Source organism: Pseudomonas sp. RU47 (genome assembly GCF_004011755.1).
Taxonomy (GTDB): domain Bacteria; phylum Pseudomonadota; class Gammaproteobacteria; order Pseudomonadales; family Pseudomonadaceae; genus Aquipseudomonas.
Genome location: NZ_CP022411.1, coordinates 4,866,234 through 4,891,812, shown reverse-complemented (window position 1 = coordinate 4,891,812; position 25,579 = coordinate 4,866,234). Strand labels below are relative to the sequence as shown.

The 25,579-nt window shown below is 60.5% G+C and carries 23 protein-coding genes; 19 read left to right on the top strand and 4 right to left on the bottom strand.

The features are described from left to right. The first annotated feature begins 19 nt into the window (after positions 1-19). Positions 20-1,018, top strand: coding sequence for a LysR family transcriptional regulator (locus CCX46_RS22265; protein ID WP_127929351.1), 999 nt, complete (start codon positions 20-22; stop codon positions 1,016-1,018). Positions 1,019-1,081: 63 nt separating this feature from the next. Here CCX46_RS22265 and CCX46_RS22260 read toward each other — a convergent pair whose 3' ends face one another. Both CCX46_RS22260 and CCX46_RS22255 read right to left on the bottom strand, forming a co-directional pair. Further along, positions 1,082-1,489, bottom strand: coding sequence for a PA2817 family protein (locus CCX46_RS22260; RefSeq protein ID WP_103307272.1), 408 nt, complete (start codon positions 1,487-1,489; stop codon positions 1,082-1,084). Positions 1,490-1,563: 74 nt separating this feature from the next. Further along, positions 1,564-4,011 carry an acyl-CoA dehydrogenase gene (locus tag CCX46_RS22255; protein ID WP_127929350.1) on the bottom strand — a complete coding sequence of 816 codons (2,448 nt, stop codon included), beginning with the start codon at positions 4,009-4,011 and terminating at the stop codon, positions 1,564-1,566. Positions 4,012-4,259: 248 nt separating this feature from the next. Between CCX46_RS22255 and CCX46_RS22250 the strand changes: the two genes are divergently transcribed. The 4 genes from CCX46_RS22250 (at position 4,260) to CCX46_RS22235 (ending at position 7,418) form a co-directional block, all read left to right on the top strand. After that, on the top strand, positions 4,260-4,919 hold the full coding sequence (locus CCX46_RS22250) for a transglutaminase-like domain-containing protein (protein ID WP_127929349.1): 660 nt from the start codon (positions 4,260-4,262) through the stop codon (positions 4,917-4,919). A gap of 43 nt (positions 4,920-4,962) precedes the next feature. Then, positions 4,963-5,586 carry a glutathione S-transferase family protein gene (locus CCX46_RS22245; protein WP_127929348.1) on the top strand — a complete coding sequence of 208 codons (624 nt, stop codon included), beginning with the start codon at positions 4,963-4,965 and terminating at the stop codon, positions 5,584-5,586. A 123-nt stretch (positions 5,587-5,709) separates the two neighbouring features. Beyond that, entirely contained in the window at positions 5,710-6,642 is a 933-nt protein-coding gene (locus CCX46_RS22240; RefSeq protein ID WP_127929347.1) for an ABC transporter ATP-binding protein, read from the top strand. Then, a complete protein-coding gene (locus CCX46_RS22235) occupies positions 6,639-7,418 on the top strand; it encodes an ABC transporter permease (protein ID WP_008087860.1) in 780 nt (259 codons plus the stop codon). The genes CCX46_RS22240 and CCX46_RS22235 overlap by 4 nt, the downstream gene beginning before the upstream one ends. Before the next feature lie 143 nt (positions 7,419-7,561). On the opposite strand, the gene CCX46_RS22230 is transcribed toward CCX46_RS22235, so the two are convergent. Then, positions 7,562-8,080, bottom strand: coding sequence for a DUF2062 domain-containing protein (locus CCX46_RS22230; RefSeq protein ID WP_007908202.1), 519 nt, complete (start codon positions 8,078-8,080; stop codon positions 7,562-7,564). A gap of 136 nt (positions 8,081-8,216) precedes the next feature. Between CCX46_RS22230 and CCX46_RS22225 the strand changes: the two genes are divergently transcribed. From CCX46_RS22225 to CCX46_RS22170, 12 genes are all read left to right on the top strand, one after another. After that, the gene (locus CCX46_RS22225) at positions 8,217-10,451 is read left to right on the top strand and encodes a DNA internalization-related competence protein ComEC/Rec2 (protein ID WP_127929346.1); all 2,235 of its coding nucleotides are present in this window, start codon (positions 8,217-8,219) and stop codon (positions 10,449-10,451) included. 100 nt (positions 10,452-10,551) lie between these two features. Next, positions 10,552-11,187, top strand: a complete 636-nt coding sequence (locus CCX46_RS22220) for a MotA/TolQ/ExbB proton channel family protein (RefSeq protein WP_007908216.1) — start codon at positions 10,552-10,554, stop codon at positions 11,185-11,187. Next, positions 11,184-11,612, top strand: coding sequence for an ExbD/TolR family protein (locus CCX46_RS22215; protein WP_127929345.1), 429 nt, complete (start codon positions 11,184-11,186; stop codon positions 11,610-11,612). Before CCX46_RS22220 ends, CCX46_RS22215 begins: the two co-directional genes overlap by 4 nt. Beyond that, positions 11,612-12,622: a tetraacyldisaccharide 4'-kinase gene (gene lpxK, locus CCX46_RS22210; RefSeq protein WP_127929344.1), complete on the top strand. Its 1,011-nt coding sequence runs from the start codon at positions 11,612-11,614 to the stop codon at positions 12,620-12,622. The genes CCX46_RS22215 and lpxK overlap by 1 nt, the downstream gene beginning before the upstream one ends. 21 nt (positions 12,623-12,643) lie before the next feature. Then, entirely contained in the window at positions 12,644-12,829 is a 186-nt protein-coding gene (locus CCX46_RS22205; RefSeq protein WP_003174668.1) for a Trm112 family protein, read from the top strand. After that, complete coding sequence (gene kdsB / locus CCX46_RS22200; RefSeq protein WP_127929343.1) at positions 12,826-13,590, top strand: 3-deoxy-manno-octulosonate cytidylyltransferase; 765 nt, start codon at positions 12,826-12,828, stop codon at positions 13,588-13,590. Before CCX46_RS22205 ends, kdsB begins: the two co-directional genes overlap by 4 nt. After that, positions 13,590-14,054, top strand: coding sequence for a low molecular weight protein-tyrosine-phosphatase (locus CCX46_RS22195; RefSeq protein ID WP_127929342.1), 465 nt, complete (start codon positions 13,590-13,592; stop codon positions 14,052-14,054). The genes kdsB and CCX46_RS22195 overlap by 1 nt, the downstream gene beginning before the upstream one ends. Beyond that, positions 14,051-15,070, top strand: a complete 1,020-nt coding sequence (gene murB, locus CCX46_RS22190) for a UDP-N-acetylmuramate dehydrogenase (RefSeq protein ID WP_127929341.1) — start codon at positions 14,051-14,053, stop codon at positions 15,068-15,070. The genes CCX46_RS22195 and murB overlap by 4 nt, the downstream gene beginning before the upstream one ends. A gap of 312 nt (positions 15,071-15,382) precedes the next feature. After that, positions 15,383-15,853: a (2Fe-2S)-binding protein gene (locus tag CCX46_RS22185; protein WP_003227073.1), complete on the top strand. Its 471-nt coding sequence runs from the start codon at positions 15,383-15,385 to the stop codon at positions 15,851-15,853. Beyond that, a complete protein-coding gene (locus tag CCX46_RS22180; protein WP_127929340.1) occupies positions 15,850-18,171 on the top strand; it encodes a xanthine dehydrogenase family protein molybdopterin-binding subunit in 2,322 nt (773 codons plus the stop codon). The genes CCX46_RS22185 and CCX46_RS22180 overlap by 4 nt, the downstream gene beginning before the upstream one ends. Next, on the top strand, positions 18,171-19,151 hold the full coding sequence (locus tag CCX46_RS22175; RefSeq protein WP_127929339.1) for an XdhC family protein: 981 nt from the start codon (positions 18,171-18,173) through the stop codon (positions 19,149-19,151). The genes CCX46_RS22180 and CCX46_RS22175 overlap by 1 nt, the downstream gene beginning before the upstream one ends. Continuing rightward, on the top strand, positions 19,148-19,744 hold the full coding sequence (locus tag CCX46_RS22170; protein ID WP_127929338.1) for a nucleotidyltransferase family protein: 597 nt from the start codon (positions 19,148-19,150) through the stop codon (positions 19,742-19,744). Before CCX46_RS22175 ends, CCX46_RS22170 begins: the two co-directional genes overlap by 4 nt. Positions 19,745-20,014: 270 nt before the next feature. Here the strand turns inward: CCX46_RS22170 and rne are convergent, their stop codons facing one another. Continuing rightward, positions 20,015-23,251 (bottom strand): ribonuclease E, encoded by a 3,237-nt coding sequence (gene rne / locus CCX46_RS22165; RefSeq protein ID WP_127929337.1) that lies wholly within the window; start codon positions 23,249-23,251, stop codon positions 20,015-20,017. 699 nt (positions 23,252-23,950) lie between these two features. Between rne and rluC the strand changes: the two genes are divergently transcribed. Continuing rightward, positions 23,951-24,910: a 23S rRNA pseudouridine(955/2504/2580) synthase RluC gene (gene rluC / locus CCX46_RS22155; protein WP_038364486.1), complete on the top strand. Its 960-nt coding sequence runs from the start codon at positions 23,951-23,953 to the stop codon at positions 24,908-24,910. Next, on the top strand, positions 24,897-25,559 hold the full coding sequence (locus CCX46_RS22150) for an HAD-IA family hydrolase (RefSeq protein ID WP_053122618.1): 663 nt from the start codon (positions 24,897-24,899) through the stop codon (positions 25,557-25,559). Before rluC ends, CCX46_RS22150 begins: the two co-directional genes overlap by 14 nt. Positions 25,560-25,579: the final 20 nt, after the last annotated feature.

The following is a 25,579-nucleotide window of genomic DNA, read 5'->3' as shown; positions in this document are numbered from 1 at the left end:
ATCAAAGGACTTGTGCGCTGTGAGCATCAATCTGCCGCTACCGCTGCTCGGTGAAATGGCGATTTTCGTCAAGGTCGTGGAGACCGGCAGCTTTTCTGAAGCGGCTCGGCAACTGGGTTCATCGCCGTCAGCGGTGAGTCGCAGTATTTCGCGCCTGGAAAAAGCCCTGGCCACACGATTGCTGCAGCGCACCACGCGCAAACTGCGCCTGAGTGACGGCGGCGAGGAGGTGTTCAAGCGCTGTCAGGAAATGGTCAGCGCAGCCAAGTCCGTCATGGAAATCAGCGGTCAGTTCACCCATGAAGCCGAAGGCCTGGTGCGGGTCAGCGTGCCGAAAGCGGTGGGGCGCTTTGTGATTCATCCGCATATGCCGGAATTTCTGCGGCGTTATCCCAAGGTCGATGTCGAGTTGCTGCTGGAAGATCGTCAGGTCGATCTGATCGACGATCATGTTGATCTGGCCATTCGCATCACGGATCGGCCACCGGCCGGGCTGGTCGGTCGACAGCTACTGACGATCGACCATTTGCTCTGCGCGACGCCGCAGTATCTGGCCGAACACGGTACGCCGACTCACCCTCATGACTTGCTCAATCACAGCTGTATCTATCTGGGCGAAACCCCGAGCGACGCGCGCTGGAAATTCAAGAAAGGCAGCAAGGCTGTGACGGTGGGTGTGCGCGGTCGCTATGCCGCCAATCACACCGGCGTGCGATTGGGCGCGGTGTTGCAGCACATCGGCATCGGCAGCCTGCCGTACTTCACCGCCCGCTATGCACTTGAGCAGAAGTTGATTGTGCAGGTGTTGCCGGACTGGACGTTCCTTGCGTCCTATCACGGCGGGCTGTGGTTGCTGCATTCGCCGACGCGGTATCTGCCACCGAAGTTGCGGGTGTTTATCGATTTCCTGGTGGAGTGTCTGCAAAAGGAGCCGACCCTGAGCAAGCCGGGCAAGTCGGGCGAAGGGAGCAAAGTATCGATGGAGTACGAATTGCCCGAAAGCGAAGGCTTGCTTTAACGCCCGCGCAAAGAAAAGGCCCGCATGGATCACCGTGCGGGCCTGTTCGTAGCAGAGCGAAAATCAGTGCTTGCTGTCCTGAGCGGACATCGCCATCAGCTGCTTTTCCTGATTCCAGTCGAACGGTTCGTCGTTCTGTTCGGCTTCGTAGCGACGCTCTTCGAGGGCCTGATACATGTCGATCTCTTCATCGGACAGGTAGTGCAGGCAGTCGCCGGCGAAGAACCACAGCAAGTCGCGCGGTATCAGATGGGCGATTTGCGGGTAACGGGTAATCACTTGAGTCAGGATGTCCTGGCCCAGGTATTGGCTTTCGATCGGATCGATCGGCAGCGATGCCAGCAGTTCGTCGAAGCGCTCCAGGAACAAGGCATGGCTTTCTTCAGGAACCTGTTCGGCCTCACCTACGGCGACCAGGATACTGCGCAGGTGGTCGAGCAAAACAAGATGGTCGGCAACGACGTTGGACACGAGATAAGTCCTCAAGAGCAAAACGGGCGCGGGAGTATAAAGCCCCTGCGCCCTCTTGGACATGCTTGTCAGGATCAGCGGACTTTGCCCTCTGCCTGTTTCAGTTCTTCTTTGTCGAAATCATCGACATCGATCACCTTGCGTCGCGCCGCTTCGGCATCACGCAAGCTCTGCGCTTCTACCGGTTGCAACACCCCGGCCTCCAGCGCCGCATCGATGGCGTGTTCGCCCGCGACCGGTTTCACCTGACCGCTTTTCAGCGAGGTGTGCAGTTTTTTGTGCAGCGGCTGTGCGGCATTCAGCAGATCGCTGGCGTGTTGCAACGCGCCGACTGCATCGTCTGCAGACTGTGGGCGATAGCAACCGGCAAGCAGTTCTTCCAGCGCCGGATCGCCCTTGGCGCGACCAATGACGCCAGCCACTTCGGCCCCGAGTTTGTCCGACGGGCCTTTGTGACGACGGCCGAACGGAAACACAATGCCTCGCAGCAGGCAGCCGAATACCTTGTTCGGGAAGTTGCGCAGCAACTCATCCAGTGCCCGTTCCGATTGGCCGAGGCTTTCTTCCATCGCCCAACGGAAGAGCGGTTCCATGTAGGCCGGCGAATCCAGATCGTGGTAACGCTTGAGTGCGGCAGAGGCCAGATACAGATTACTCAGCACATCACCCAAGCGCGCCGACAGACGTTCACGACGTTTCAATTCGCCGCCGAGCAACATCATGCTGAAGTCGGCGAGCATGGCGAATGCCGCTGCCTGACGATTGAGTGCGCGGAAATAACCCTGACTGATCTTGTCGCCCGGCGCATGTTCGAAGTGGCCGAAGCCGAGGTTCAGCACGAGCGTGCTGGCGGCGTTGCTCACGGCGAAACCTATGTGTTTGAGCAGCAGGCCGTCGAACTCTTTCAGTGCCTGATCCTTGTCCTCACGACCGGCCAGAGCCATTTCCTTCAGTACGAACGGATGGCAGCGAATCGCGCCCTGACCGAAGATCATCAGGTTGCGCGAGAGAATGTTCGCGCCTTCCACGGTGATGAAGATCGGTGCACCGTTCCAGCTGCGCCCGAGGTAATTGTTCGGGCCCATGATGATCGCTTTCCCGCCGTGGACGTCCATGGCGTGGCTGATGCACTCGCGACCGCGCTCGGTCAGGTGATACTTGAGGATCGCCGACAGCACCGAGGGTTTTTCGCCGAGGTCCACCGCGTTGGCAGTGAGCATCCGCGCCGCGTCCATCATCCACGCGTTGCCACCGATGCGTGCCATCGCTTCCTGAATGCCCTCAAATGCCGACAATGGCACGTTGAACTGTTCACGAATCTGCGCGTATTGGCCGGTGACCAGACTGGTGAACTTGGCCGCACCTGTGCCGACTGCCGGCAACGAGATCGAACGGCCGACCGACAGGCAGTTCATCAGCATCATCCAGCCCTTGCCGAGCATTTCCTGACCGCCGATGAGGAAGTCCAGCGGGATGAACACGTCCTTGCCCGAGTTCGGACCGTTCATGAACGCCGCACCCAATGGCAGGTGGCGACGACCGATCTCCACGCCGGCGGTATCGGTCGGAATCAGCGCCAGGCTGATGCCGAGGTCCTCTTTGTCACCCAGCAGATGCTCCGGGTCATACGCCTTGAACGCCAGGCCGAGGAGTGTGGCAACCGGGCCGAGGGTGATGTAACGCTTTTCCCAGTTCAGGCGCAGGCCAATGACTTCCTGACCTTCCCACTGACCTTTGCAGATGATCCCGGTGTCGGGCATCGCCCCGGCATCGGAGCCAGCGAGCGGGCCGGTGAGGGCGAAGCACGGAATGTCATCGCCACGGGCCAGGCGTGGCAGGTAGTGATTGCGTTGCTCGTCGGTGCCGTAGTGCAGCAGCAGTTCGGCCGGGCCGAGTGAGTTCGGCACCATGACGGTGGAGGCGAGGTCACCGCTGCGGGTGGCGAGTTTCATTGCCACTTGCGAGTGGGCGTAGGCCGAGAAGCCTTTACCGCCAAATTCTTTCGGAATGATCAGGGCAAAAAAGCCGTGTTCCTTGATGTGCGTCCAGGCTTCGGGCGGCAGGTCCATCGACTGGCCGATCTGCCAGTCGGTGACCATGGCGCAGAGTTCCTCGGTCGGGCCGTCAATGAACGCTTGCTCTTCTTCGCTCAGTTGCACCTTCGGATAGGCCAGCAGTTTGTCCCAGTCCGGACGACCGCTGAACAGCTCGCCATCCCACCACACGGTGCCGGCGTCGATCGCGTCGCGTTCGGTCTGCGACATCGGTGGCAGGGTTTTCTGGAACCAGCTGAACAGCGGCGCCGTGAAATGCTTGCGGCGCAGGTCGGGCAGCAGCAACGGTGCAGCGACCACCGCCAGCAGTACCCAGAACACCAGCAACAGCCAGCCCGGTGCGTGACTGAATATCCCCATCGCCAAGAGGTAGACGGCAACGATGCCCAACGCGGGCAGCGGGGCGATACGCCGGTGGGCGAGATACGCCACGCCAACGATCAAAACCAGTATCCACAACAACAGCATATTCAGTCCTCCGTGAACCAAGGCAAATCGACCCTCCAGAGCTTAGACCGCATCTGTAAAACCGGGTGGTCAGACCAAGGTGATTGAAATCGTGGGAAACCCCGGATGGTTTTCGTAGGTTCGGTGGGCAACACGTGTGGGAAATCGTTCGATCAATCCGCGCCTTTGCGTCCAAGTTTGGCCGAAACGTCGTTATCTCTGTGCTGACGCTATCGCTAGACTCGGGGCTCACCCAGGAGATTGTCGTCATGCACGAATATCTGAGCCCCGGCCGCTTCATCGATAGTGACCACCCGGCGGTGGTGGAGTTCGCCGAACAGCACCGTGGTGCCAGCCGCGATCCGCTCGCGCAGGCGATCAGTCTTTATTACGCGGTGCGTGAGGCCGTGCGCTACAACCCCTATACCTTCAGCCGTGATCCGCAGACCTTGCGCGGCAGTTATGCGCTGGCGACGGGGGAGAGTTATTGCGTACCGAAAGCCACGCTGCTGGCGGGCTGCGCGCGGCATTGCGGAATCGCGGCGCGGATCGGTCTGGCCGATGTGAAAAATCACCTGTCGACCCCGCGTCTGCTCGAGTTATTGAAAAGCGATATGTTCGCCATGCACGGCTATACCGAGTTTTTTCTAGAGGGTCGCTGGGTCAAGGCCACGCCGGCGTTCAACCAGAAGCTCTGCGAGTTGTTCAATGTCGCGCCGCTGGAGTTCGACGGTATCAACGACAGCGTTTTCCACCCGTTTAACCGCGATGGGGCACAGTTGATGGAGTATCTGGTCGATCACGGCCAATTCGCCGACGTCCCGGAAACCTTCTTCTTCGAGCATCTGCAAAAGTGCTATCCGCACCTGTTCACCGATCAGCAGCCGCCATTGCTGGGCGATATGCAGAGTGATTTGAGCCGGGTCTGATCCGGCGTATGCTGCCTGCCCACGCATTTGAAAAGAGGCGGTCATGCTGAAGATCTGGGGACGGAAAAACTCATCGAATGTCAGGAAGCCATTGTGGGCCGCCGAGGAACTCGGTCTGGCTTACGAGGCGATTGATGCCGGTGGCGCGTTTGGCGTAGTCGACACGCCCGAGTACCGGGCGATGAACCCGAACGGTCGGGTGCCGGTGATTGAAGACGACGGTTTCGTGTTGTGGGAATCCAACGCCATCGTGCGCTATCTGCTGGCCAGGCATGCGCCCGACAGCGCTTGGTATCCGGCGGATCCGCAAGCCCGCGCTATCGCTGACAAGTGGATGGACTGGACCACCTCGAGTTTCGCCGGGCCTTTCCGCACGGTGTTCTGGGGCGTGTTGCGCACGCCTGCGGACAAGCAGGACTGGGCGGCGATCAATGCCGCGATCAAGGAATGCAGCGAGTTGCTGAGCATGGCAGACAGTGCCTTGGCCAGTCAGCCTTACCTTTCCGGAAAAGACATCGGCATGGGTGACATCCCGCTCGGCAGTTTCATTTATGCCTGGTTCGAGATGCCCATCGAACGCGCCCCGCAACCGCATCTGCAAGCCTGGTACGAGCGCCTGAAGCAGCGTCCGGCTTACCAGAAAGCCGTCATGACCGCGTTGACTTAATACCTACTATCGACACACTTGACTGTACTTGTACGGCGGCGGCAAGCACCATTGCGCACTTGCGCTGCGGTTCGATCCTTCGCCGCCGTCTCCTTTTTCCCTTCAATGGTGCGTAAATCAGATATGAGTTCCGCTCTGTCCATCCGGCAGCTAACCAAAACCTACGGCAACGGGTTCCAGGCCTTGAGTGGTATCGATCTGGACGTTGCCGAAGGTGATTTTTTCGCCTTGCTCGGCCCCAACGGTGCTGGCAAATCCACGACCATCGGCATTCTCTCGACCCTGGTGAACAAAACCAGCGGCACGGTGAATATCTTCGGTCATGACCTGGACAAAAATCCTGCGCAGCTCAAGCGCTCGATCGGCGTGGTGCCTCAGGAATTCAACTTCAACCAGTTCGAAAAGACCTTCGACATCGTCGTGACTCAGGCCGGCTACTACGGCATTCCGGCGAAGATCGCCAAGGAACGCGCCGAGCAGTACCTGACGCAATTGGGCCTGTGGGACAAGCGCGATGTGCCGTCGCGTTCGTTGTCCGGCGGCATGAAGCGCCGTCTGATGATTGCCCGTGCGCTGGTGCATGAACCGCGTCTGCTGATCCTCGATGAGCCGACTGCAGGCGTCGATATCGAGTTGCGTCGTTCGATGTGGACGTTCCTCACCGAACTGAACCAGAAAGGCATCACCATCATCCTCACCACGCACTATCTGGAAGAGGCGGAGCAGTTGTGCCGCAACATCGGCATCATCGACCACGGCACCATCGTCGAGAACACCAGCATGAAACAATTGCTGGGCCAGTTGCACGTGGAAACCTTTTTGCTGGACCTGAAAAACGACTTGAGCGCCGCGCCGCAACTGCTCGGTTATCCGGCCCGGTTGATCGACAGCCACACCCTGGAAGTTCAGGTCGACAAATCCATGGGCATTACGGCGTTGTTCACCCAGTTGGCGCAGCAGAACATTGAAGTGCTGAGCCTGCGCAACAAAACCAATCGCCTCGAGGAGTTGTTCGTGTCCCTGGTGGAGAAAAATCTGTCGAAGGTGGCGGTATGAGTTCCGAATTCCGTCCCAACCTCGTCGCCCTGCAGACCATCGTTTACCGCGAGGTCAAACGCTTCACGCGGATCTGGCCGCAGACGTTGCTGCCACCGGCGATCACCATGGTTCTGTACTTCGTGATCTTCGGTAATCTGATCGGTCGGCAAATCGGCGACATGGGTGGCTTCACTTACATGGAGTACATCGTGCCCGGGCTGATCATGATGTCGGTGATCACCAACTCTTACGGCAACGTGGTGTCGAGTTTCTTCGGCAGCAAGTTCCAGCGTTCCATCGAAGAGCTGATGGTCTCGCCGGTGTCGCCGCACACGATTCTGATTGGCTTCACCATTGGCGGCGTGTTGCGTGGCCTGATGGTCGGCGTGATCGTGACCATTCTGTCGCTGTTCTTCACCCATTTGCAGGTGCATCACCTCGGGGTGACCATCCTTGTGGTGGTGCTGACGGCGACGATTTTCTCGCTGCTGGGCTTCATCAACGCGGTATTTGCGCGCAATTTCGATGATATTTCGATCATCCCGACTTTTGTGCTGACGCCGCTGACGTACCTGGGTGGGGTGTTCTATTCGATCACGCTGCTGCCGCCATTCTGGCAAACCGTGTCGCTGGCCAACCCGGTGCTGCACATGGTCAATGCGTTCCGTTACGGGATTCTGGGTGTGTCGGATATCAAGATTGGTATCGCGATCACCTTCATGCTGGTGGCGACGGTGGTGTTGTATCTCGGTTGTGCGCGGTTGCTGGTGAGTGGGCGTGGTATGCGTACCTGATCCAGAACCGCGTCGACTTCTTCGCGAGCAGGCTCGCTCCCACAGGGGAACGCATTCCAATGTAGGAGTGAGCCTGCTCGCGATAGGGCCAATACAGACGCCACAAATCAAAACGGCCTCCCACTGCGGAGGCCGTTTTGCATTCAGCGCATGCGGCTTTTCTTGCGCCGCGCCCATTGCCGCGCGACCCACCAGCGCCAATACATCATCACCAGGCAATAGGCGAGGGCGCCGAGTACCAGCCCTACCACCACCGAGCCGAGCAGAAACGGCTGCCACAGTGTCGACAACTCGCCGCTGATCCATTCCCAGGTCAGCTCATCGGGCAGATGCCGGGCAGGCACATCCATCAAAAACGCCCCGGCCTGATACGTGCAGAAGAACACCGCCGGCATGGTGATCGGATTGGTCAGCCACACCAGACTGACCGCAATCGGCATGTTCCCCCGCACCATGACGGCAAGGGCGGCGGCCACCAGCATTTGCGCCGGAATCGGCAGGAATGCGGCGAACAGGCCGACCGCCATCGCCCGCGCGACCGAGTGACGATTGAGGTGCCAGAGGTTCGGGTCATGCAGCAACTTGCCGAGAAAGCGTAAGGATTTGTGTTCCCTGATGCTCGTCGGATCGGGCATGTAACGTTTGAATAAGCGCCGGGGCATAAGGCTTCTCGGTCGGTTAAGGCGGCAAGTATGTCTGGATTCTACGAAGCGCCCATTCAGACTTTGTGACAATTGTTGACGACGCACGTGCCCGACACCCGCTATGCCTAAGTGCGGGACTCTCAAGGACGGGCTTATGCGCACAGGGATGATGGCGCTGGCAGTCGGTCTGCTGGCCCCGGTTTTTATGCCGGCCTTACCGCCGGTCTGGTTGATGCTGTTGTTGCCGGTGACGGCTTTGATGTTGCTGCCGTTTCGCAGCTATCCATTGGCGATTTTTCTGCTGGGTTTCACCTGGGCCAGCGTCGGTGCGCAATGGGCGTTGAATGATCGCTTGCCGGCCGAACTGGATGGCGAAACCCGCTGGCTCGAAGGGCGGGTGGTCGGGTTGCCGCAGAACGGCGACGGTGTGGTGCGTTTCGAGTTGGCTGATGCACGCTCACGTCACGAAAAACTGCCATCGCTGATGCGACTCGCGTGGTACGCCGGGCCGCCGGTCAACAGTGGCGAGCGCTGGCGCTTGGCGGTCAAGCTCAAGCGTCCCGGTGGTTTGCTCAACCCGGACGCTTTCGATTACGAGGCTTGGCTGCTGGCGCAACGCATCGGTGCGACCGGCACGGTCAAGGATGGTCAACGCCTGAGCGAAGCGCGTTGGGCCTGGCGCGACAGCATTCGTCAGCGCCTGCTTGCAGTGGATGCGCACGGTCGGGCCGGTGTTCTGGCCGCATTGGTGTTGGGTGATGGGTCCGGGCTCAGTCGCGAGGATTGGCAGATCCTGCAGGACACCGGCACCGTGCACTTGTTGGTGATTTCCGGTCAGCATATCGGCTTGCTGGCGGCGGTGATGTATTGGCTGGTCGCAGGGTTGGCGCGATTTGGCCTGTGGCCGCTGCGTTGGCCGTGGCTGCCATGGGCCTGTGGGCTGGCGTTTACGGCGGCGCTGGGTTACGCCTTGCTTGCCGGATTTGACGTGCCGGTGCAGCGCGCCTGCGTGATGGTCGGCCTGGTACTGTTGTGGCGTTTGCGCTTTCGCCATCTGGGGGCATGGTGGCCGCTGCTGCTGGCGTTCAATGGTGTGCTGTTGCTGGATCCGCTCGCGAGTTTGCGTCCGGGTTTGTGGTTGTCGTTTGCGGCGGTGGCGGTGTTGATTTTCACCTTTGGCGGCCGCCTGGGCGCGTGGCGCTGGTGGCAGACCTGGACACGGGCGCAATGGTTGATTGCGATCGGTTTGTGCCCGGTGTTGCTGGCATTGAACCTGCCGATCAGTCTCAGCGGGCCACTGGCCAACCTGCTTGCAGTGCCTTGGGTCAGTCTTGTCGTGCTGCCGCCGGCGTTGCTCGGGACGATGTTGTTGCCCATACCCTGTGTCGGCGAAGGGCTGCTGTGGCTGGCCGGTGGTTTGATCGACGGGTTGTTTCGCGCGCTGGCGATAATGGCCGGGCATTGGCCTGCATGGATCGCACCCTCGATACCCGCCTGGTTCTTGGCTGCTGGCGGTCTCGGCGCGGTGTTGTTGGTGTTGCCGCGCGGCGTGCCAATGCGCCCGCTGGGCTGGCCATTGCTGTTGCTGCTGGTGGTGCCGCCACGCGAACGGCTGGATGAGGGATTGGCCGAGATCTGGCAACTGGATGTCGGCCAAGGCCTGGCCATCCTGATCCGCACCCGCCATCACACGTTGCTCTATGACGCTGGGCCGCGCTTTGGTGATTTCGATCTCGGCGAGCGGGTGGTGCTGCCCGCGTTGCGCAAACTGAGAGTGGAAAAACTCGATCTGATGCTGCTCAGCCATGCGGATGCCGATCACGCGGGTGGCGCTCTGGCGATCACCCGTGGTTTGACCGTCGATCGCGTGATCAGCGGTGACCCGCCGGGACTGCCTGAGGCGTTGAGCGCCGAAGCCTGCGAAAGCGGCCGGCAATGGCAGTGGGACGGGGTCGCTTTTCAACTCTGGCAATGGGCGGACGCCCGCGACAGCAATCAGCGCTCCTGCGTCTTGCAGATCGAGGCCAATGGCGAGCGTCTGTTGCTGACCGGCGATATCGACACCCACGCCGAACGTGCGCTGCTCGACAGTCCATTGGCCGTGCCGACACCATGGCTGCAATCGCCCCATCACGGCAGCCGCAGTTCGTCGTCAATGGCGCTGCTCAAGGTGTTGCAACCCGCAGCCGTGCTGATTTCCCGTGGGCAGGGCAATTCCTTCGGCCATCCGCACCCGACCGTGCTGGCGCGTTATCGCAAACAGGGACTGCGCATTTACGACAGCGCCGAGCAGGGTGCCATTCAGGTGCAACTGGGCACCTTCGCGCCGCCTCGCACAATGCGTCATCAGCGGCGTTTCTGGCGTGATCCGCCCGCGCTGGCCCGCTGATCGGGGCATGAGCCAATGGGTATCACGGTCGTCGGGGCGGCGGGTCTTAATCGTCGATCGGTATGGTAAAGTGGCGCACTTTTTCGAGGGGACTGTCACTGTGTGGGAATTGGTCAAATCCGGCGGCTGGATGATGTTGCCGATCATTCTGAGCTCCATCGCGGCCATGGCGATCGTCGCCGAACGCCTGTGGACCCTGCGCGCCAGTCGCGTCACCCCCGAGCATCTGCTGGGCCAGGTCTGGGTCTGGATCAAGGACAAGCAGCTCAATAAAGAAAAACTCAAGGAATTGCGCGCCAATTCGCCGCTGGGGGAAATCCTCGCCGCCGGTCTGGCCAACTCCAAGCATGGTCGCGAGATCATGAAAGAGTGCATTGAAGAAGCCGCCGCCCGCGTCATCCACGAACTCGAACGCTACGTCAATGCGCTGGGCACCATCGCCGCGATGTCGCCGCTGCTCGGTCTGCTGGGTACGGTGCTGGGCATGATCGATATCTTCAGCGCATTCACCGGTTCCGGTATGACCACCAATGCTTCGGTGCTGGCGGGTGGTATCTCCAAGGCGCTGATCACCACAGCAGCAGGCCTGATGGTCGGTATTCCGGCGGTGTTCTTCCACCGCTTCCTGCAACGCCGCATTGATGAACTGGTGGTGGGCATGGAGCAGGAAGCGATCAAACTGGTTGAAGTGGTGCAGGGTGACCGTGACGTCGACCTGGCCGAGGGCCGCGCGTGAAATTCCGTCGCAAGCCTCGGGAAACCATCGATATCAACCTCGCGTCGCTGATCGACGTGGTGTTCATTCTGCTGCTGTTTTTCGTCGTGACCACCACGTTTACCCGTGAAACCCAGTTGCGCGTCGACCTGCCGGAAGCGGTCAGCGGCTCTCCGGCCGAAGATCAGCAGCTCAAGCAGATCGACGTGGCTATCAGCGCCGAAGGCGTGTTTTCGGTGAACAACAGGATTCTGCCGAAGAACGATCTGGCGACATTGATGGAAGCCATGCAGAAAGAATCCAACGGTGACACCAACATGCCGTTGTCGATCAGTGCTGACGGCAAGACTCAGCATCAATCCGTGATCACCGCCATGGACGCGGCCGGCAAGCTCGGTTTCAGCCATCTGCGCATGACCACGGTCGAGGCGGCGCCCAAATCCTGATGAGCCTGTCCGATCGTTTGCTCGCCGCGTGGTACCAGGGGCACCCGGCTCTGGCGTTGCTGCGGCCGCTGGAAATGTTGTACCGCCGCGTGGTGGTGGGTAAACGCCAGCGCTTTCTCGACGGTGAAGGCGAGATTTACCAGCCGCCAGTGCCGCTGATCGTGGTCGGCAACATCACCGTCGGCGGCACCGGCAAAACGCCGATGATCCTCTGGCTGATCGAACATTGCCGGCGCAGCGGTTTGCGCGTCGGCGTGGTCAGCCGTGGTTACGGTGCCAAACCCGCGCAGTTGCCGTGGCGCGTTGAGGCCGATCAAACCGCCGATATCGCCGGCGACGAACCGCTGCTGATCGTCCAGCGCACCGGCGTGCCGCTGATGATCGACCCCAATCGCAGCGCCGCTGTCAAAGCCTTGCTCGCCAGTGAGCCGCTGGATCTGATCCTCTCCGACGACGGCATGCAGCATTACCGTCTGGCGCGGGATCTGGAGCTGGTGCTGATCGACGCCGCCCGTGGTCTGGGCAACAAACGCTGCTTGCCTGCCGGACCGTTGCGCGAACCGATCGAACGTCTGCAAAGCGTCGACGGCGTGCTGTTCAATGGTGCGACTGAAGACCGTGACGACGGTTTCGCCTTTCGCCTGCAGCCGACGGCGCTGGTCAACCTGCGCAGCGGCGAGCGCAAATCTCTCGAGCATTTTCCGTCCGGTCAAAGCGTGCATGCGGTCGCCGGGATCGGCAATCCGCAACGTTTCTTCAATACCCTCGAAGCGCTAGACTGGCGGGCAATCCCCCATGCGTTTGCCGATCACGCCGAATACAGCGTGCAGGCGTTGAATTTCACACCGTCATTGCCGTTGGTGATGACTGAAAAGGATGCGGTGAAGTGCCGTGCCTTCGCTGCTGCCGACTGGTGGTATCTGGCGGTCGATGCCGTGCCGTCGCCGGCCTTCGTGGCCTGGTTCGACACACAACTGATGCGTCTGTTGCCCGATCGGCTTTTGCCTTAACTCTTTACTCAGGGAATGTTCATGGACACCAAATTGCTCGACATCCTCGCGTGCCCGATCTGTAAAGGCCCGCTCAAGCTCAGCGCCGACAAGACCGAACTGATCAGCAAGGGTGCCGGTCTGGCCTATCCGATCCGCGACGGCATCCCGGTGATGCTCGAAAGCGAAGCCCGCACTCTGACCACCGACGAGCGTCTGGATAAATGACCACTGCCTTCACCGTTGTCATCCCGTCGCGTTTCGCCTCGACCCGTCTGCCGGGCAAACCGCTGTTGGACATCGCCGGCAAGCCGATGATCCAGCACGTCTGGGAACAGGCGAGCAAAAGCAGCGCGACCCGCGTCGTGGTCGCGACTGACGACGCGCGCATCGTCGAGGCCTGCAAGGCTTTTGGTGCCGAAGTGGTGCTGACCCGTGAAGACCATAATTCCGGCACCGATCGTCTGGCCGAAGTCGCGGCGAAACTGGGCCTTGAGCCTGACGCGATCGTGGTCAACGTGCAGGGTGACGAGCCGCTGATTCCACCGAGCGTGATTGATCAGGTCGCCGCCAACCTCGCCGCCCACACCGAAGCGCGCATGGCCACGCTGGCCGAGCCGATCGAGGACGTGGAAACCCTGTTCAATCCGAACGTGGTCAAGGTTGTCAGCGACCTCAACGGTCTGGCGCTGACCTTCAGCCGTTCGACCTTGCCTTGGGCGCGCGATGCATTCGCCAAGAGCCGCGAGCAATTGCCTGAAGGCGTGCCGTACCGTCGTCACATCGGTATCTATGCCTACCGCGCCGGTTTCCTCCAGGACTTCGTCAGCTGGGGCCCGTGCTGGCTGGAAAACACTGAATCCCTTGAGCAACTGCGTGCCCTGTGGCATGGCGTGCGGATTCATGTCGCCGATGCGCTGATCGCACCGCCAACCGGCGTCGACACTGCCGAAGACCTCGAGCGCGTTCGTCGCCTGCTGGGGGCCTGATGCGCGTTCTGTTTGTGTGCCTGGGCAACATTTGCCGTTCACCCACGGCTGAAGGCGTGTTGCGCCACAAGTTGCGTGCCGCAGGGCTGGCGGATCAGGTCGAAGTGGCCTCCGCCGGCACCGGTGACTGGCACGTCGGCAACCCGCCGGACAAACGCAGTCAGGCCGCGGCCAAAGTGCGCGGCTATGACCTGTCGGCGCAACGCGCGCAGCAGGTCAGCCGTGCCGACTTCGCCAGTTATGACCTGATTCTGGCGATGGACAACAGCAACCTGCGCAACCTCAAGGCGCTGCAACCGTCCACTGGCAAGGCCGAACTGGATCTGTTCCTGCGCCGTTATGCCGGGTTGGTCGATGAGGTGCCGGATCCGTATTACGACGGCAATCAGGGGTTCGAGCAGGTGCTGGATCTGATCGAAGCGGCTTGTGACCAATTGTTGATCGAAGTGAAGGGCCGGTTATGAGTTTGCAGGTGCAACCACAGGTTTCCCTGAAACCGTTCAACAGTTTTGGCGTCGATGTGCGCGCGCAACTGTTCGCCGAAGCCCACAGCGATGCCGATGTCCGTGAAGCACTGGCGTATGCCAGCGCGCACGACGTGCCGTTACTGGTAATCGGCGGTGGCAGCAACTTGCTGCTGACGGCGGATATCCCGGCGCTGGTGCTGCGCATGGCGACGCGCGGGATCCGCGTGATCAGCGATGACGGCAGCCGTGTGGTAATCGAAGCTGAAGCTGGCGAGCCTTGGCATCCGTTTGTTCAGCACACGCTGGCGCTGGGCTTTTCCGGACTGGAAAACCTCAGCCTGATTCCCGGCACTGTCGGCGCTGCGCCAATGCAGAACATTGGCGCTTACGGCGTCGAGATCAAGGATGTGTTTGCCGGGCTCACGGCGCTGGATCGCCAGACTGGCGAGCTACGTGATTTCACCCTGGAAGAATGCAACTTTGCCTACCGCGACAGCCTGTTCAAACAGCAGCCTGGGCGTTGGTTGATTTTGCGCGTGCGTTTTACGCTCGATCGCGTCGCGCATCTGCATCTGGAGTACGGCCCGGTGCGTCAGCGCCTGACCGAGCAGGGCATCGAGCAGCCGACGCCAAGTGACGTCAGCCGCGCCATCTGCAGCATCCGCAGTGAAAAACTGCCGGATCCGGCAGTGCTCGGTAATGCCGGCAGCTTCTTCAAGAACCCGCTGGTGTCGGCGGACATCGTCGCGCAGATCAAAGCGCAGCACCCGGATGTGGTCGCCTACGCGCAACCCGACGGGCAGATGAAACTGGCCGCGGGCTGGCTGATCGAGCGTGCTGGCTGGAAAGGTTTCCGTGAGGCCGATGCCGGCGTGCATAAATTGCAGGCGCTGGTGTTGGTCAACTACGGCGCCGCGACCGGTCTGCAATTGCTCGATCTGGCGCAACGCATCCAGAAAGACATTGCAGAACGTTTCAATGTCGAGCTGGAAATGGAGCCCAATCGGTATTGAAGCAGCGTCGAGCTTCAAGCTTCTAGCGGCAAGCTACAATCTTGAGCGTGAGCCAGCTACTGCTTTTACTTTTAGCTTGTAGCTAAAAGCTCGTAACTGAAAAGCCCTGTCTCAGCAGGGCTTTTTTGTTAACGCTGGGTTAACTTAGCGAGCTAACGATAACCGTCATTTGCTCCACCAAAGGCCCGGTGCAGACGTTCGCGTCGGCACAAGAGAGCCTGATTAGCCTGAGTCGATCTGCGTGAACCACCGCCGATTCAATGGCGGCAGATTGCTCGACCCCATAACCACTAAAAATATGCGGGCGTGCCCATGATTACCCTGAAACTCAACGGTCAAGACCATCCCCTCGATGTCACTGAAGACATGCCGCTGTTGTGGGCGATTCGTGATGTCGCCGGTTACAACGGCACCAAATTCGGTTGCGGCATGGGCCTGTGCGGCGCCTGCACCATTCACATCGATGGCTTGCCGGCGCGCAGTTGCATCACGCCGATCGGCTCGGTGATCGGGCAGAACGTCACCACCATCGACAATCTTCATGCTGACCCGGTCGGGCAGGTGGTCCAGCAAGCCTGGCTCGACTCAGCCGTCGCGCAGTGCGGTTTCTGTCAGGGCGGGCAAATCATGTCGGCCACGGCATTGCTCAAAACCAACCCGAACCCGAGCGACGAGCAGATTGAGGAAGCCATGGTTGGCAACATTTGCCGCTGCGGCACTTACAACCGGATCAAGACCGCGATCCGCCAAGCCTCCACCCATTTGAAGGAGGCCAAGGCATGAGCCGTCTTCCGAATGATTTCGCCCTGAGCAATCTCAGCCGTCGCGGTTTTCTCAAAGGCGTCGGCGCCACTGGTGCGCTGGTGCTGGCCGCGAGTTGGGGCTGGCAGGATGCGTTGGCCGAAGACAAACCGAAACAGTTCGGCGCCGATGGCATGCCCAACGGCTGGATCGATGATCCGAAGGTCTACGTCAGCATCGCCGCCGACGGCACCGTCACCGTTGTGTGCAATCGTTCGGAAATGGGCCAGGGCGTGCGCACCAGTCTGACCATGGTTGTCGCAGATGAGCTGGAGGCCGATTGGGCGCACGTCAAAGTGCAGCAGGCGCCGGGTGATGAAGTACGTTTCGGCAACCAGGACACCGACGGTTCGCGCAGCATGCGCCACTGGTATGAGCCGATGCGGCGTTGCGGCGCGGCGGCCCGAACCATGCTCGAGCAAGCTGCCGCTGCGCAGTGGAAAGTGCCTGTGGGCGAATGCCACGCGCAGTTGCACAAAGTCATCCATAAACCGTCCGGCCGAGAGCTGGGCTACGGCGAACTGGCCGCCGCAGCCAGTGCGTTGGCGGTACCGGCACGGGACAGCTTGCGTCTTAAGCAGCCGTCGGAGTTTCGCTACATCGGCAAGGAAGGCACCAAAGCCATCGACGGTGACGACATCGTCAACGGTCGTGCGGTGTACGGCGCCGACGTGCATTTCGATGGCATGTTGTACGCGACCATCGCTCGTCCGGCGGTGTACGGCGGCAAGGTCAAATCGGTGGATGACAGCGCTGCGCTGAAAGTCCCCGGCGTGCTCAAAGTAATCCAGATCGAAAGCCGCCCGTTGCCTTCGGAATTCCAACCGTTGGGCGGTGTGGCCGTGGTGGCCAGCAATACCTGGGCAGCGATCAAGGGCCGTGAGGCGCTGAAGATCGAATGGGATGACGGCCCGAACGCCAGTTACGACTCGATCGCCTATCGCAAAGAGCTGGAAGCCGCATCACTCAAGCCCGGCAAAGTGGTGCGCAACACCGGCGATATCGACAAGGCCCTGAGCGGCGCCGCGAGTACGCTCGAAGCGTCGTACTATTTGCCACATCTGGCACAGTCGCCGATGGAGCCGATGGTCGCCATCGCCCGTTACAAGGACGGCGTTTGCGAAGCGTGGGCACCGAGTCAGGCGCCACAAGTCACCCGCGAGCGCATTGCCGAGCGTCTTGGGCTGCCGTTCGATAAAGTCACTTTCAATGTCACGTTGCTCGGCGGTGGTTTCGGTCGCAAGTCGAAACCGGACTTTGTCGTCGAAGCGGCGATCCTCGCCAAGGAGTTCCCCGGCAAAGCTGTGCGGGTGCAGTGGACGCGTGAAGATGACATCCACAACTCGTATTTTCATACCGTGTCTGCTGAGTACCTCAAGGCGGGCGTGGGCAAGGACGGTATGCCGTCCGGTTGGCTGCATCGCACCGTGGCACCGAGCATCACTGCGTTATTCGCGCCGGGCATGAACCATGAAGCGGCATTCGAACTGGGCATGGGCTTCACCAACATGGCCTACGCGATTCCCAATGTGCGCCTGGAAAACCCCGAAGCCACCGTGCACACGCGGGTTGGCTGGTATCGCTCGGTATCGAACATTCCCCATGGTTTCGCGATCCAGAGTTTCGTCGATGAGCTGGCGCACAAGGCTGGTGAGGATCCCCTCAAATACCAGATCAAACTGCTTGGCCCTGATCGTCAGATCGACCCGCGCACGCTGAGCGAAGAGTGGAACTATGGCGAATCTCCCGAGCGTTATCCGATCGACACCGGGCGCATGCGCGCCGTGCTGGAAACCGCAGCCAAAGCTGCTGGCTGGGGACGCAAACTGCCCAAGGGCCGTGGTCTTGGCCTGGCGGTGCATTACAGCTTCGTCACATACGTGGCGGCGGTGATTGAGGTTGAAGTAAAAGACGACGGTACGCTGATCGTGCACAAGGCCGATATCGCCGTCGATTGCGGGCCGCAGATCAACCCTGAACGTATCCGTTCGCAGTTCGAAGGCGCCTGCGTTATGGGCCTGGGCAACGCAGTACTGGGCGAAATCAGCTTCAAGGACGGCAAGGTCCAGCAGGACAACTTCCATATGTATGAAGTGGCGCGCATGTCGCTGGCGCCGAAGGAAGTTGCCGTGCATCTGGTGACACCGCCGGGCGACGTGCCCTTGGGCGGTGTCGGCGAACCGGGCGTACCGCCGATTGCTCCGGCCTTGTGTAACGCGATCTTCGCCGCCACCGGCAAGCGCATTCGCAATCTGCCGGTGCGTTATCAGTTGCAGGGCTGGCAGAAGGCAGAGGCGTAATGGACAGCGTCGACCTCAATGTCCTGCGCAGCGTCCTCGAATGGCGCCGCGCCGGACAGCGGGTGGTGCTGTTCAGTGTGGTGCAAACCTGGGGCACGGCGCCCCGCGCACCCGGTGCCATGTTGGCGTTGCGCGAGGATGGCGTGGTGATTGGTTCGGTGTCGGGCGGGTGTGTCGAGGATGACTTGATCGCCCGTCTGCACGACGGCCGCATCGCTACCGACGGGCCGCCGGTGCAGTTGATCACTTATGGCGTGACGCGAGAGGAGGCGGCGCGTTTTGGCTTGCCTTGCGGCGGCACGTTGCGCCTGACCGAAGAGCGCGTTGGCGATCCGGCGTGGGTTGCCGAACTATTGGCCCGTTGCGAGGCCCACGAGATTGTTGCTCGCGAGTTGAACATCGACACCGGTGAAGTGTTTCTGTCCCCGGCAAGTAAATCCGATTCGCTGGAATTCGATGGCAAAACCCTGCGCGCCATTTACGGCCCGCGCTGGCGTCTGTTGTTGATCGGTGCCGGGCAGTTGTCGCGCTACGTCGCGGACATGGCGCGACTGCTGGATTTCGAAGTGCTGATCTGCGATCCACGCACCGAGTTTGTCTACGGCTGGGAAGAGCATCACGGACGCTTCGTCCCGGGCATGCCGGATGACGCGGTGTTGAGCATTCAGACCGATGAGCGCACAGCGATTGTCGCGTTGACCCATGATCCGCGTCTGGACGACATGGCGTTACTGACGGCGCTGGATTCGCCAGCCTTCTATGTGGGGGCGCTCGGCTCGCGGGTCAACAGTCAGAAGCGCCGGGAGAATCTGGCTCAGCTAGGCTTGTCGGTACAAGCGATCGATCGACTGCATGGCCCGATCGGTTTGCACATTGGCAGTCATTCGCCGGCGGAAATTGCCTTGTCCCTGCTGGCAGAAATCGTCGCGATCAAGAACGGCGTCGAGTTGAAGCAGAAGAAAACACTGGAGGGCGCATGAGTCGATCCATTGCAGTGATTGTGCTGGCAGCGGGCGAGGGCAGTCGCTTTCGCCAGGTGGCGGGTGCCGACAAAGACAAGTTGCTGGCGGATTGCACTGGTCGTGATGGTGCGGTGCGTTCGGTGATCGAGCAGGTGTTGGTGAATCTGCCGGCCGATCTTGATAAGCGCGTCCTGGTGACGACTGAGGCGCGGCCGCAGGCGATGCGCATGGCGCAGGCTTATGGCTGTGAGGTTGTTTCGATCGAGTCGACCGGAATGGGTGACAGCATTGCCGCCGGGGTTGCAGCTTGCCCGGATGCCGATGGCTGGTTGATTGTGCTGGGTGATATGCCGTTTATCTTGCCGTCGAGTATCGAGCGGGTGGTTGCGGCGATTGCTGACGATGCGGTGAGCGTGCCGGTGCAGGATGGCGAGTTTGGCCATCCGGTGGGGTTTGGGCGGTCGTTTGGTTTGGGGTTGCAGGGGTTGAGCGGTGATCGCGGGGCCAGGCCTTTGTTCAAGCAGGGCAGGGTGGTGGAGATTGCTGTCGATGATCCAGGTGTGCTGTGGGATATCGATGTGCCTGAGGCTTTGGTTTTTGCCTCGTCTTGAGATCTGTGTGAATTCCTTAGAAGCCCTCACCCTAACCCTCTCCCAGAGGGAGAGGGGACTGACCGAGGTGTTCTTTCGAGCTACACCGACCTGAAACTTCGAGTCGAACTCCGGCCTTGAAGCACACGGAGATCGGCTCCCTTTCCCCCTCGCCCCGTGGGGAGAGGGCTGGGGTGAGGGGGTTGGATCTAGAGTCCACCACAAAAAATCGAGGCATAAAAAAGCCCCGCCAGGTTTTCACCGGGCGGGGCTTTTTAACGGCTTTGGAAATTACACGAGTGGTTTAGGCTCGTGTTCTTTTTCCTCGGCCTCTTGGTGCTGCTCGACCGCGTCCTGAACGGAGCGTGGCGCTTCAGCGATCACTGCTTCGACAACCGCTTCTTCAGCGACCGGGGCAGGCGCTGCCTCGACCACTTCAGCAACAGGAGCAGCAGCGGCAGCCAGTTCGGCTTCCTTCTGCAGACGCTCTTCTTCACGCTTGCGACGACGCACTTCACGCGGGTCGTTCGGCGCGCGGCCGCTTGGCGTCAGGGCGCTGACCGGAGCCGGTGCTTCAACTGCCGGGGCTGGTGCTTCGGCCACTACAGGCGCCTCGACGACCGGAGCTTCAACAACCGGTGCTTCAACGACTGGCGCTGGAGCAGGTTCGGCAGCCGCAACCACTGGCTCGGAAACCATCGCTTGCGGGACTTCAGCTTCAGCAGCAGGTGCTGGTACTTCAGTCACGGTTGGCTCGGCAACCCAGTTGAAAGCGGTTTGTTCTTCGCGAACTTCACGCACGGTTTCGGTCACGGTTTCAGCGACGGTTTCAACCACCGGTTCGGCGAACACAACTGGCGCTGGCTCGACCTGAGGCAGGGTTTCCTGAACCGGTGCGACTTCGACTTCCGGAGCAGCAACCACTTCTACCGGAGTGGTCGCTTCAACAACCGGCGCTTCCACAGCAGCAGTTTCCTGAACGGCGGCAGTGGCGCGCTCTGCTTGCTCGTGAGCTTGTGCTTCAGCCGGAGCGCTGATCACGCTGCTGGCAACAGCAGCAGTCACCGCCAGGCCGGCAGCCAGATCGGCAGTGCTTGGCTCTTCAGCGTTTTCGCCGGCTTCGGATTCTTCCGAACCTTCGATCACGTTGCCGTTGGCATCACGCTGACGCTCACGACGGTTGCTGCGACGACGCTGACCGCGCGAGCGACGACGTGGGCGATCGCCCTCGGCGTTCTCCGAACCGTCTTCCGGCAGTTGCTCTTCGTTGATGTTCACTTCTTCTTCAGCGACGGCAGCAGCGGCCTGCTCGGCGCGTGGTTGACGCTCTTCACGCGGCGGACGCGGTGCGCGCTCTTCACGTGGCTGACGGGCCGGACGCTCTTCAGCGGCAACGGCTGCGGTGGCTGCAGCAACTGGAGCAACTGGAGCGGCGTCCAGAGGCTCGCGCAGTTCACGTACACGCTCTTCACGCTCGCCACGTGGCTTGCGGTCTTCGCGCGGTGCACGAGGAGCACGTTCCTCACGCGGAGCACGAGGTGCGCGTTCTTCACGGGTTGCCGGTGCTTCGGTACGGGCTTCACGAGGCTCGCGGACTTCACGGGCTTCGCGTGGCTGACGCTCTTCGCGCGGCTCACGTGGGGCGCGCTCTTCACGCGGTGCACGTTCTTCGCGCGGCTTGCGCTCTTCATCGCGGCGACCGTTACGGTTGCGGCTCTGCTGACGACCGTTGCGACGCTCTTCGTTGCGGGCCGGACGCTCGCTGGCTGGTTTTTCAACCACAACCGGAGCAGTTGGCTCTTCTTTGGTGGCGAACAGGCTGACCAGCGATTTCACCAGGCCCTTGAACAGGCTTGGCTCTGGTGCAGCAACGGGAGCCGGTGCAGCGGCGACAGGTGCGGCGGCTTCGGTCGGAACCGGAGCGTTGGCGCGGGCCGGCGCAGTCTTGACTGCGGCTTCCTGGCGAACCAGGGTGCGGGTCGCAGCGGCTGGCTGGACCTCTTCGACTTCGGCAGCGGCAGCAGCGATTTCGTAGCTGGACTGGTTGGTCGCGGCTTCCGGGCTGTCGTCACGCAGACGCTGAACTTCGAAATGCGGGGTTTCGAGGTGGTCGTTCGGCAGAATGATGATGCGGGCACGGGTGCGCAGTTCGATCTTGGTGATCGAGTTGCGTTTTTCGTTGAGCAGGAACGCAGCGACCGGGATCGGCACTTGAGCGCGGACTTCGGCAGTGCGGTCTTTCAGGGCTTCTTCTTCGATCAGGCGCAGGATCGCCAGCGACAGCGATTCAACGTCACGGATGATGCCCGTGCCGTTGCAACGCGGGCAGACGATGCCGCTGCTTTCGCCCAGCGATGGACGCAGGCGCTGACGGGACATTTCCAGCAGGCCGAAGCGCGAGATGCGGCCGATCTGCACGCGAGCGCGGTCGGCTTCCAGGCATTCGCGGACTTTCTCTTCCACGGCGCGCTGGTTCTTGGCAGGGGTCATGTCGATGAAGTCGATGACGATCAGGCCGCCGATGTCGCGCAGGCGCAACTGACGGGCGATTTCTTCGGCGGCTTCAAGGTTGGTCTGCAGGGCGGTTTCTTCGATGTCGCTGCCTTTGGTGGCGCGCGCCGAGTTGATGTCGATGGACACCAGGGCTTCGGTCGGATCGATAACGATGGAGCCGCCGGAAGGCAGTTCAACGACGCGCTGGAAAGCGGTCTCGATCTGGCTTTCGATCTGGAAGCGGTTGAACAGCGGAACGCTGTCTTCGTACAGCTTGATCTTGCTGGCGTACTGCGGCATCACCTGGCGGATGAAGGTCAGGGCTTCGTCCTGGGCTTCAACGCTGTCGATCAGCACTTCGCCGATGTCCTGGCGCAGGTAATCGCGGATGGCGCGGATGATCACGTTGCTTTCCTGGTAGATCAGGAAAGGCGCGGAGCGATCCAGCGAGGCTTCTTTGATGGCGGTCCACAGTTGCAGCAGGTAGTCGAGGTCCCACTGCATTTCTTCGCTGCTGCGGCCCAGGCCGGCAGTGCGCACGATCAGACCCATGTCGGCTGGCGCAACCAGACCGTTCAGCGCTTCACGCAGTTCGTTGCGCTCTTCGCCTTCGATGCGACGGGAGATACCGCCGGCACGCGGGTTGTTCGGCATCAGCACGAGGTAACGACCGGCCAGGCTGATGAAGGTGGTCAGGGCGGCGCCCTTGTTGCCACGTTCTTCTTTTTCGACCTGAACGATGACTTCCTGGCCTTCGCTCAGGACGTCCTTGATGTTGACGCGGCCTTCAGGGGCTTTCTTGAAGTATTCGCGGGAGATTTCTTTGAGGGGCAGGAAGCCGTGGCGCTCGGAGCCGAAATCGACAAAGGCAGCCTCAAGGCTTGGTTCGATGCGAGTGATGCGGCCTTTATAGATGTTGGCCTTCTTCTGCTCGCGTGCACCGGATTCGATGTCCAGGTCGTAGAGGCGTTGGCCATCTACCAGTGCAACACGCAACTCTTCGGGTTGAGTTGCGTTAATCAGCATTCTTTTCATGTAGTACCGTCGGTTTCCGGGCTGCCGGAAACGGCGTTCGGCACACACGACTTCTCACGGTCGGTGTCAGGTGCGTCGGGAGTGGTTGGCCATTCCCGTGTCCAGCGATATGCGGCCAATTGGGCCGATATAGCGACGTACGCGTCCTGCTTGCTGTGGCTACTTAAGCACTCAGTCAGGAGGAGGAATCAACCAGCGGCTGTGGACGAGATGAAGCGTCTTGATAAAGCCTATTGCTACACAGTCCAGCGGTTGTGCATCTCCACCCTACACGTATCCCTGATAATTCGGGTGCTGCCGCGCGCAGAATCCGCAGCGGGTTGGCATTTACCGTGAGCTCCGAAAGGGGAGGTCACGCATCATGGCTAATTCAGGCGTTGTTTCCGAAGCATTCGCTCGGGGTCATCTGCAGCTGACTGCACTTTGTGAACTGGCCTTGAATGTGTGCCTGCCAGGCGAGTAAAAACTCTGCTCGGCGGTGTAATTCAGGCCTCATGTCACCTGCGCTTGTTACAACTGAAAACTCCACCGTTACGTAGCGAAAGCCCCGTAGGACGGCCTCGCGTCCTGGTGAATTGCGTTGGTCAGGGCCGGTTTTTGACCGTGGTTCCTCTGTCCAGGCCGCTTTTGGCGGCGTTCGCGACTATAGCAGCAATGATTAAGTGCTTCAATTCCATAAAAATTGTTATCATCCGCGGCATGACAACTACTGCCCCTTCGACTCCAGGCGTTCAATTGCTTGAAGTCTCGCCGGAGTATGCCGGCCAACGAATCGACAATTTTCTCCTCGCCCGGCTCAAAGGCGTGCCCAAGACCTTGATTTACCGCATTTTGCGTAAAGGCGAAGTGCGCGTGAACAAAGGTCGGATCAAGCCCGAATACAAGCTGCAGGCCGGTGATATCGTGCGCGTGCCGCCGGTTCGCGTGCCTGAGCGCGATGAGCCGGTGCCATTGGCCCAAGGCCTGTTGCAGCGCCTCGAAGCCTCGATTGTCTTCGAAGACAAAGCCCTGATCGTGATCAACAAGCCCGCCGGCATTGCGGTTCACGGTGGTAGCGGTTTGAATTTCGGCGTGATCGAAGCCTTTCGTCAGTTGCGTCCCGATGCCAAAGAGCTGGAATTGGTTCACCGTCTCGACCGTGACACCTCCGGCCTGCTGATGATCGCCAAAAAGCGCAGCATGTTGCGTCACTTGCACGAGCAATTGCGCGGCGATGGCGTCGACAAGCGCTACATGGCGCTGGTGCGCGGCAACTGGGCGACCTCGATCAAGAAAGTCAGCGCGCCATTGCTCAAGAGCAATCTGCGTTCCGGCGAGCGCATGGTTGAAGTCAACGAAGAGGGCAAAGAAGCCCTGACCATGTTCAAGGTGCTGCGCCGTTTCGGTGATTTCGCCACCATGGTCGAGGCTAAACCGGTTACCGGCCGCACCCACCAGATTCGCGTGCACACTTTGCATGCCGGCCATTGCATTGCTGGTGACAGCAAGTACGGCGACGAGGATTTCACCAAGGAAATCCGCGATCTGGGCGGCAAGCGCCTGTTCCTGCACGCTTACATGCTGACCGTGCCGCTGCCCGATGGCGGCAAGCTGACCTTGCAGGCGCCGGTCGATGAAATGTGGGCCAAGACCGTGGAGCGATTGAGTGCGCCCATCTGATTACAAACTGCTGATTTTCGATTGGGACGGCACCCTGGCCGATTCCATCCATCGGATCGTCGAGGCGATGCACTCGGCATCCGGGCGTTCCGGTTTCGAGTTGCGTGATGATTTCGCTGTCAAAGGCATCATCGGCTTGGGCCTGCCCGAGGCGATTCGCACGCTGTATCCCGAAATCAGCGACGCCGAAATGACCTTGTTTCGCGAGTATTACGCTGATCACTACATCGCCGCAGAAGCCGTGCCTTCGCCGTTGTTCGAAGGCGTAGTCGAGTCGATGGCATCGTTTCGTGAGCAGGGTTATCACCTGGCTGTCGCGACGGGCAAGAATCGTCGCGGGCTGGATCGGGTGCTCAAGGCCAATGGCTGGGAAGATTATTTCGATATCACCCGTGCTGCCGATGAAACTGCAAGCAAGCCGCATCCTCTGATGCTGGAGCAGATCCTTGCGCATTGCGGCGTGCGTGCGGAGCAGGCGCTGATGGTCGGCGATTCGTCCTTCGACCTGCTGATGGCGCGTAACGCGGGGATGGATTCGGTGGCGGTCAGTTACGGCGCGCAATCGATCGAATCGCTGCAGCAGTTCGAACCGCGCCTGTCGATCGACCGTTTTTCTGAATTACACGCCTGGCTGGCGCAGCAGGCTTAATACGTTTTTGCTGGGGTGGA

What these genes read in the sequence shown, in the direction of transcription:
- CCX46_RS22255 (WP_127929350.1), bottom strand. Translation starts at nt 4,011, where the DNA reads ATGCTGTTGTTGTGGATACTGGTTTTGATCGTTGGCGTGGCGTATCTC.
- CCX46_RS22250 (WP_127929349.1), top strand. Translation starts at nt 4,260, where the DNA reads ATGCACGAATATCTGAGCCCCGGCCGCTTCATCGATAGTGACCACCCG.
- CCX46_RS22245 (WP_127929348.1), top strand. Translation starts at nt 4,963, where the DNA reads ATGCTGAAGATCTGGGGACGGAAAAACTCATCGAATGTCAGGAAGCCA.
- CCX46_RS22240 (WP_127929347.1), top strand. Translation starts at nt 5,710, where the DNA reads ATGAGTTCCGCTCTGTCCATCCGGCAGCTAACCAAAACCTACGGCAAC.
- CCX46_RS22235 (WP_008087860.1), top strand. Translation starts at nt 6,639, where the DNA reads ATGAGTTCCGAATTCCGTCCCAACCTCGTCGCCCTGCAGACCATCGTT.
- CCX46_RS22230 (WP_007908202.1), bottom strand. Translation starts at nt 8,080, where the DNA reads ATGCCCCGGCGCTTATTCAAACGTTACATGCCCGATCCGACGAGCATC.
- CCX46_RS22225 (WP_127929346.1), top strand. Translation starts at nt 8,217, where the DNA reads ATGCGCACAGGGATGATGGCGCTGGCAGTCGGTCTGCTGGCCCCGGTT.
- lpxK (WP_127929344.1), top strand. Translation starts at nt 11,612, where the DNA reads ATGAGCCTGTCCGATCGTTTGCTCGCCGCGTGGTACCAGGGGCACCCG.
- CCX46_RS22205 (WP_003174668.1), top strand. Translation starts at nt 12,644, where the DNA reads ATGGACACCAAATTGCTCGACATCCTCGCGTGCCCGATCTGTAAAGGC.
- kdsB (WP_127929343.1), top strand. Translation starts at nt 12,826, where the DNA reads ATGACCACTGCCTTCACCGTTGTCATCCCGTCGCGTTTCGCCTCGACC.
- CCX46_RS22195 (WP_127929342.1), top strand. Translation starts at nt 13,590, where the DNA reads ATGCGCGTTCTGTTTGTGTGCCTGGGCAACATTTGCCGTTCACCCACG.
- murB (WP_127929341.1), top strand. Translation starts at nt 14,051, where the DNA reads ATGAGTTTGCAGGTGCAACCACAGGTTTCCCTGAAACCGTTCAACAGT.
- CCX46_RS22185 (WP_003227073.1), top strand. Translation starts at nt 15,383, where the DNA reads ATGATTACCCTGAAACTCAACGGTCAAGACCATCCCCTCGATGTCACT.
- CCX46_RS22180 (WP_127929340.1), top strand. Translation starts at nt 15,850, where the DNA reads ATGAGCCGTCTTCCGAATGATTTCGCCCTGAGCAATCTCAGCCGTCGC.
- CCX46_RS22175 (WP_127929339.1), top strand. Translation starts at nt 18,171, where the DNA reads ATGGACAGCGTCGACCTCAATGTCCTGCGCAGCGTCCTCGAATGGCGC.
- CCX46_RS22170 (WP_127929338.1), top strand. Translation starts at nt 19,148, where the DNA reads ATGAGTCGATCCATTGCAGTGATTGTGCTGGCAGCGGGCGAGGGCAGT.
- rne (WP_127929337.1), bottom strand. Translation starts at nt 23,251, where the DNA reads ATGAAAAGAATGCTGATTAACGCAACTCAACCCGAAGAGTTGCGTGTT.
- rluC (WP_038364486.1), top strand. Translation starts at nt 23,951, where the DNA reads ATGACAACTACTGCCCCTTCGACTCCAGGCGTTCAATTGCTTGAAGTC.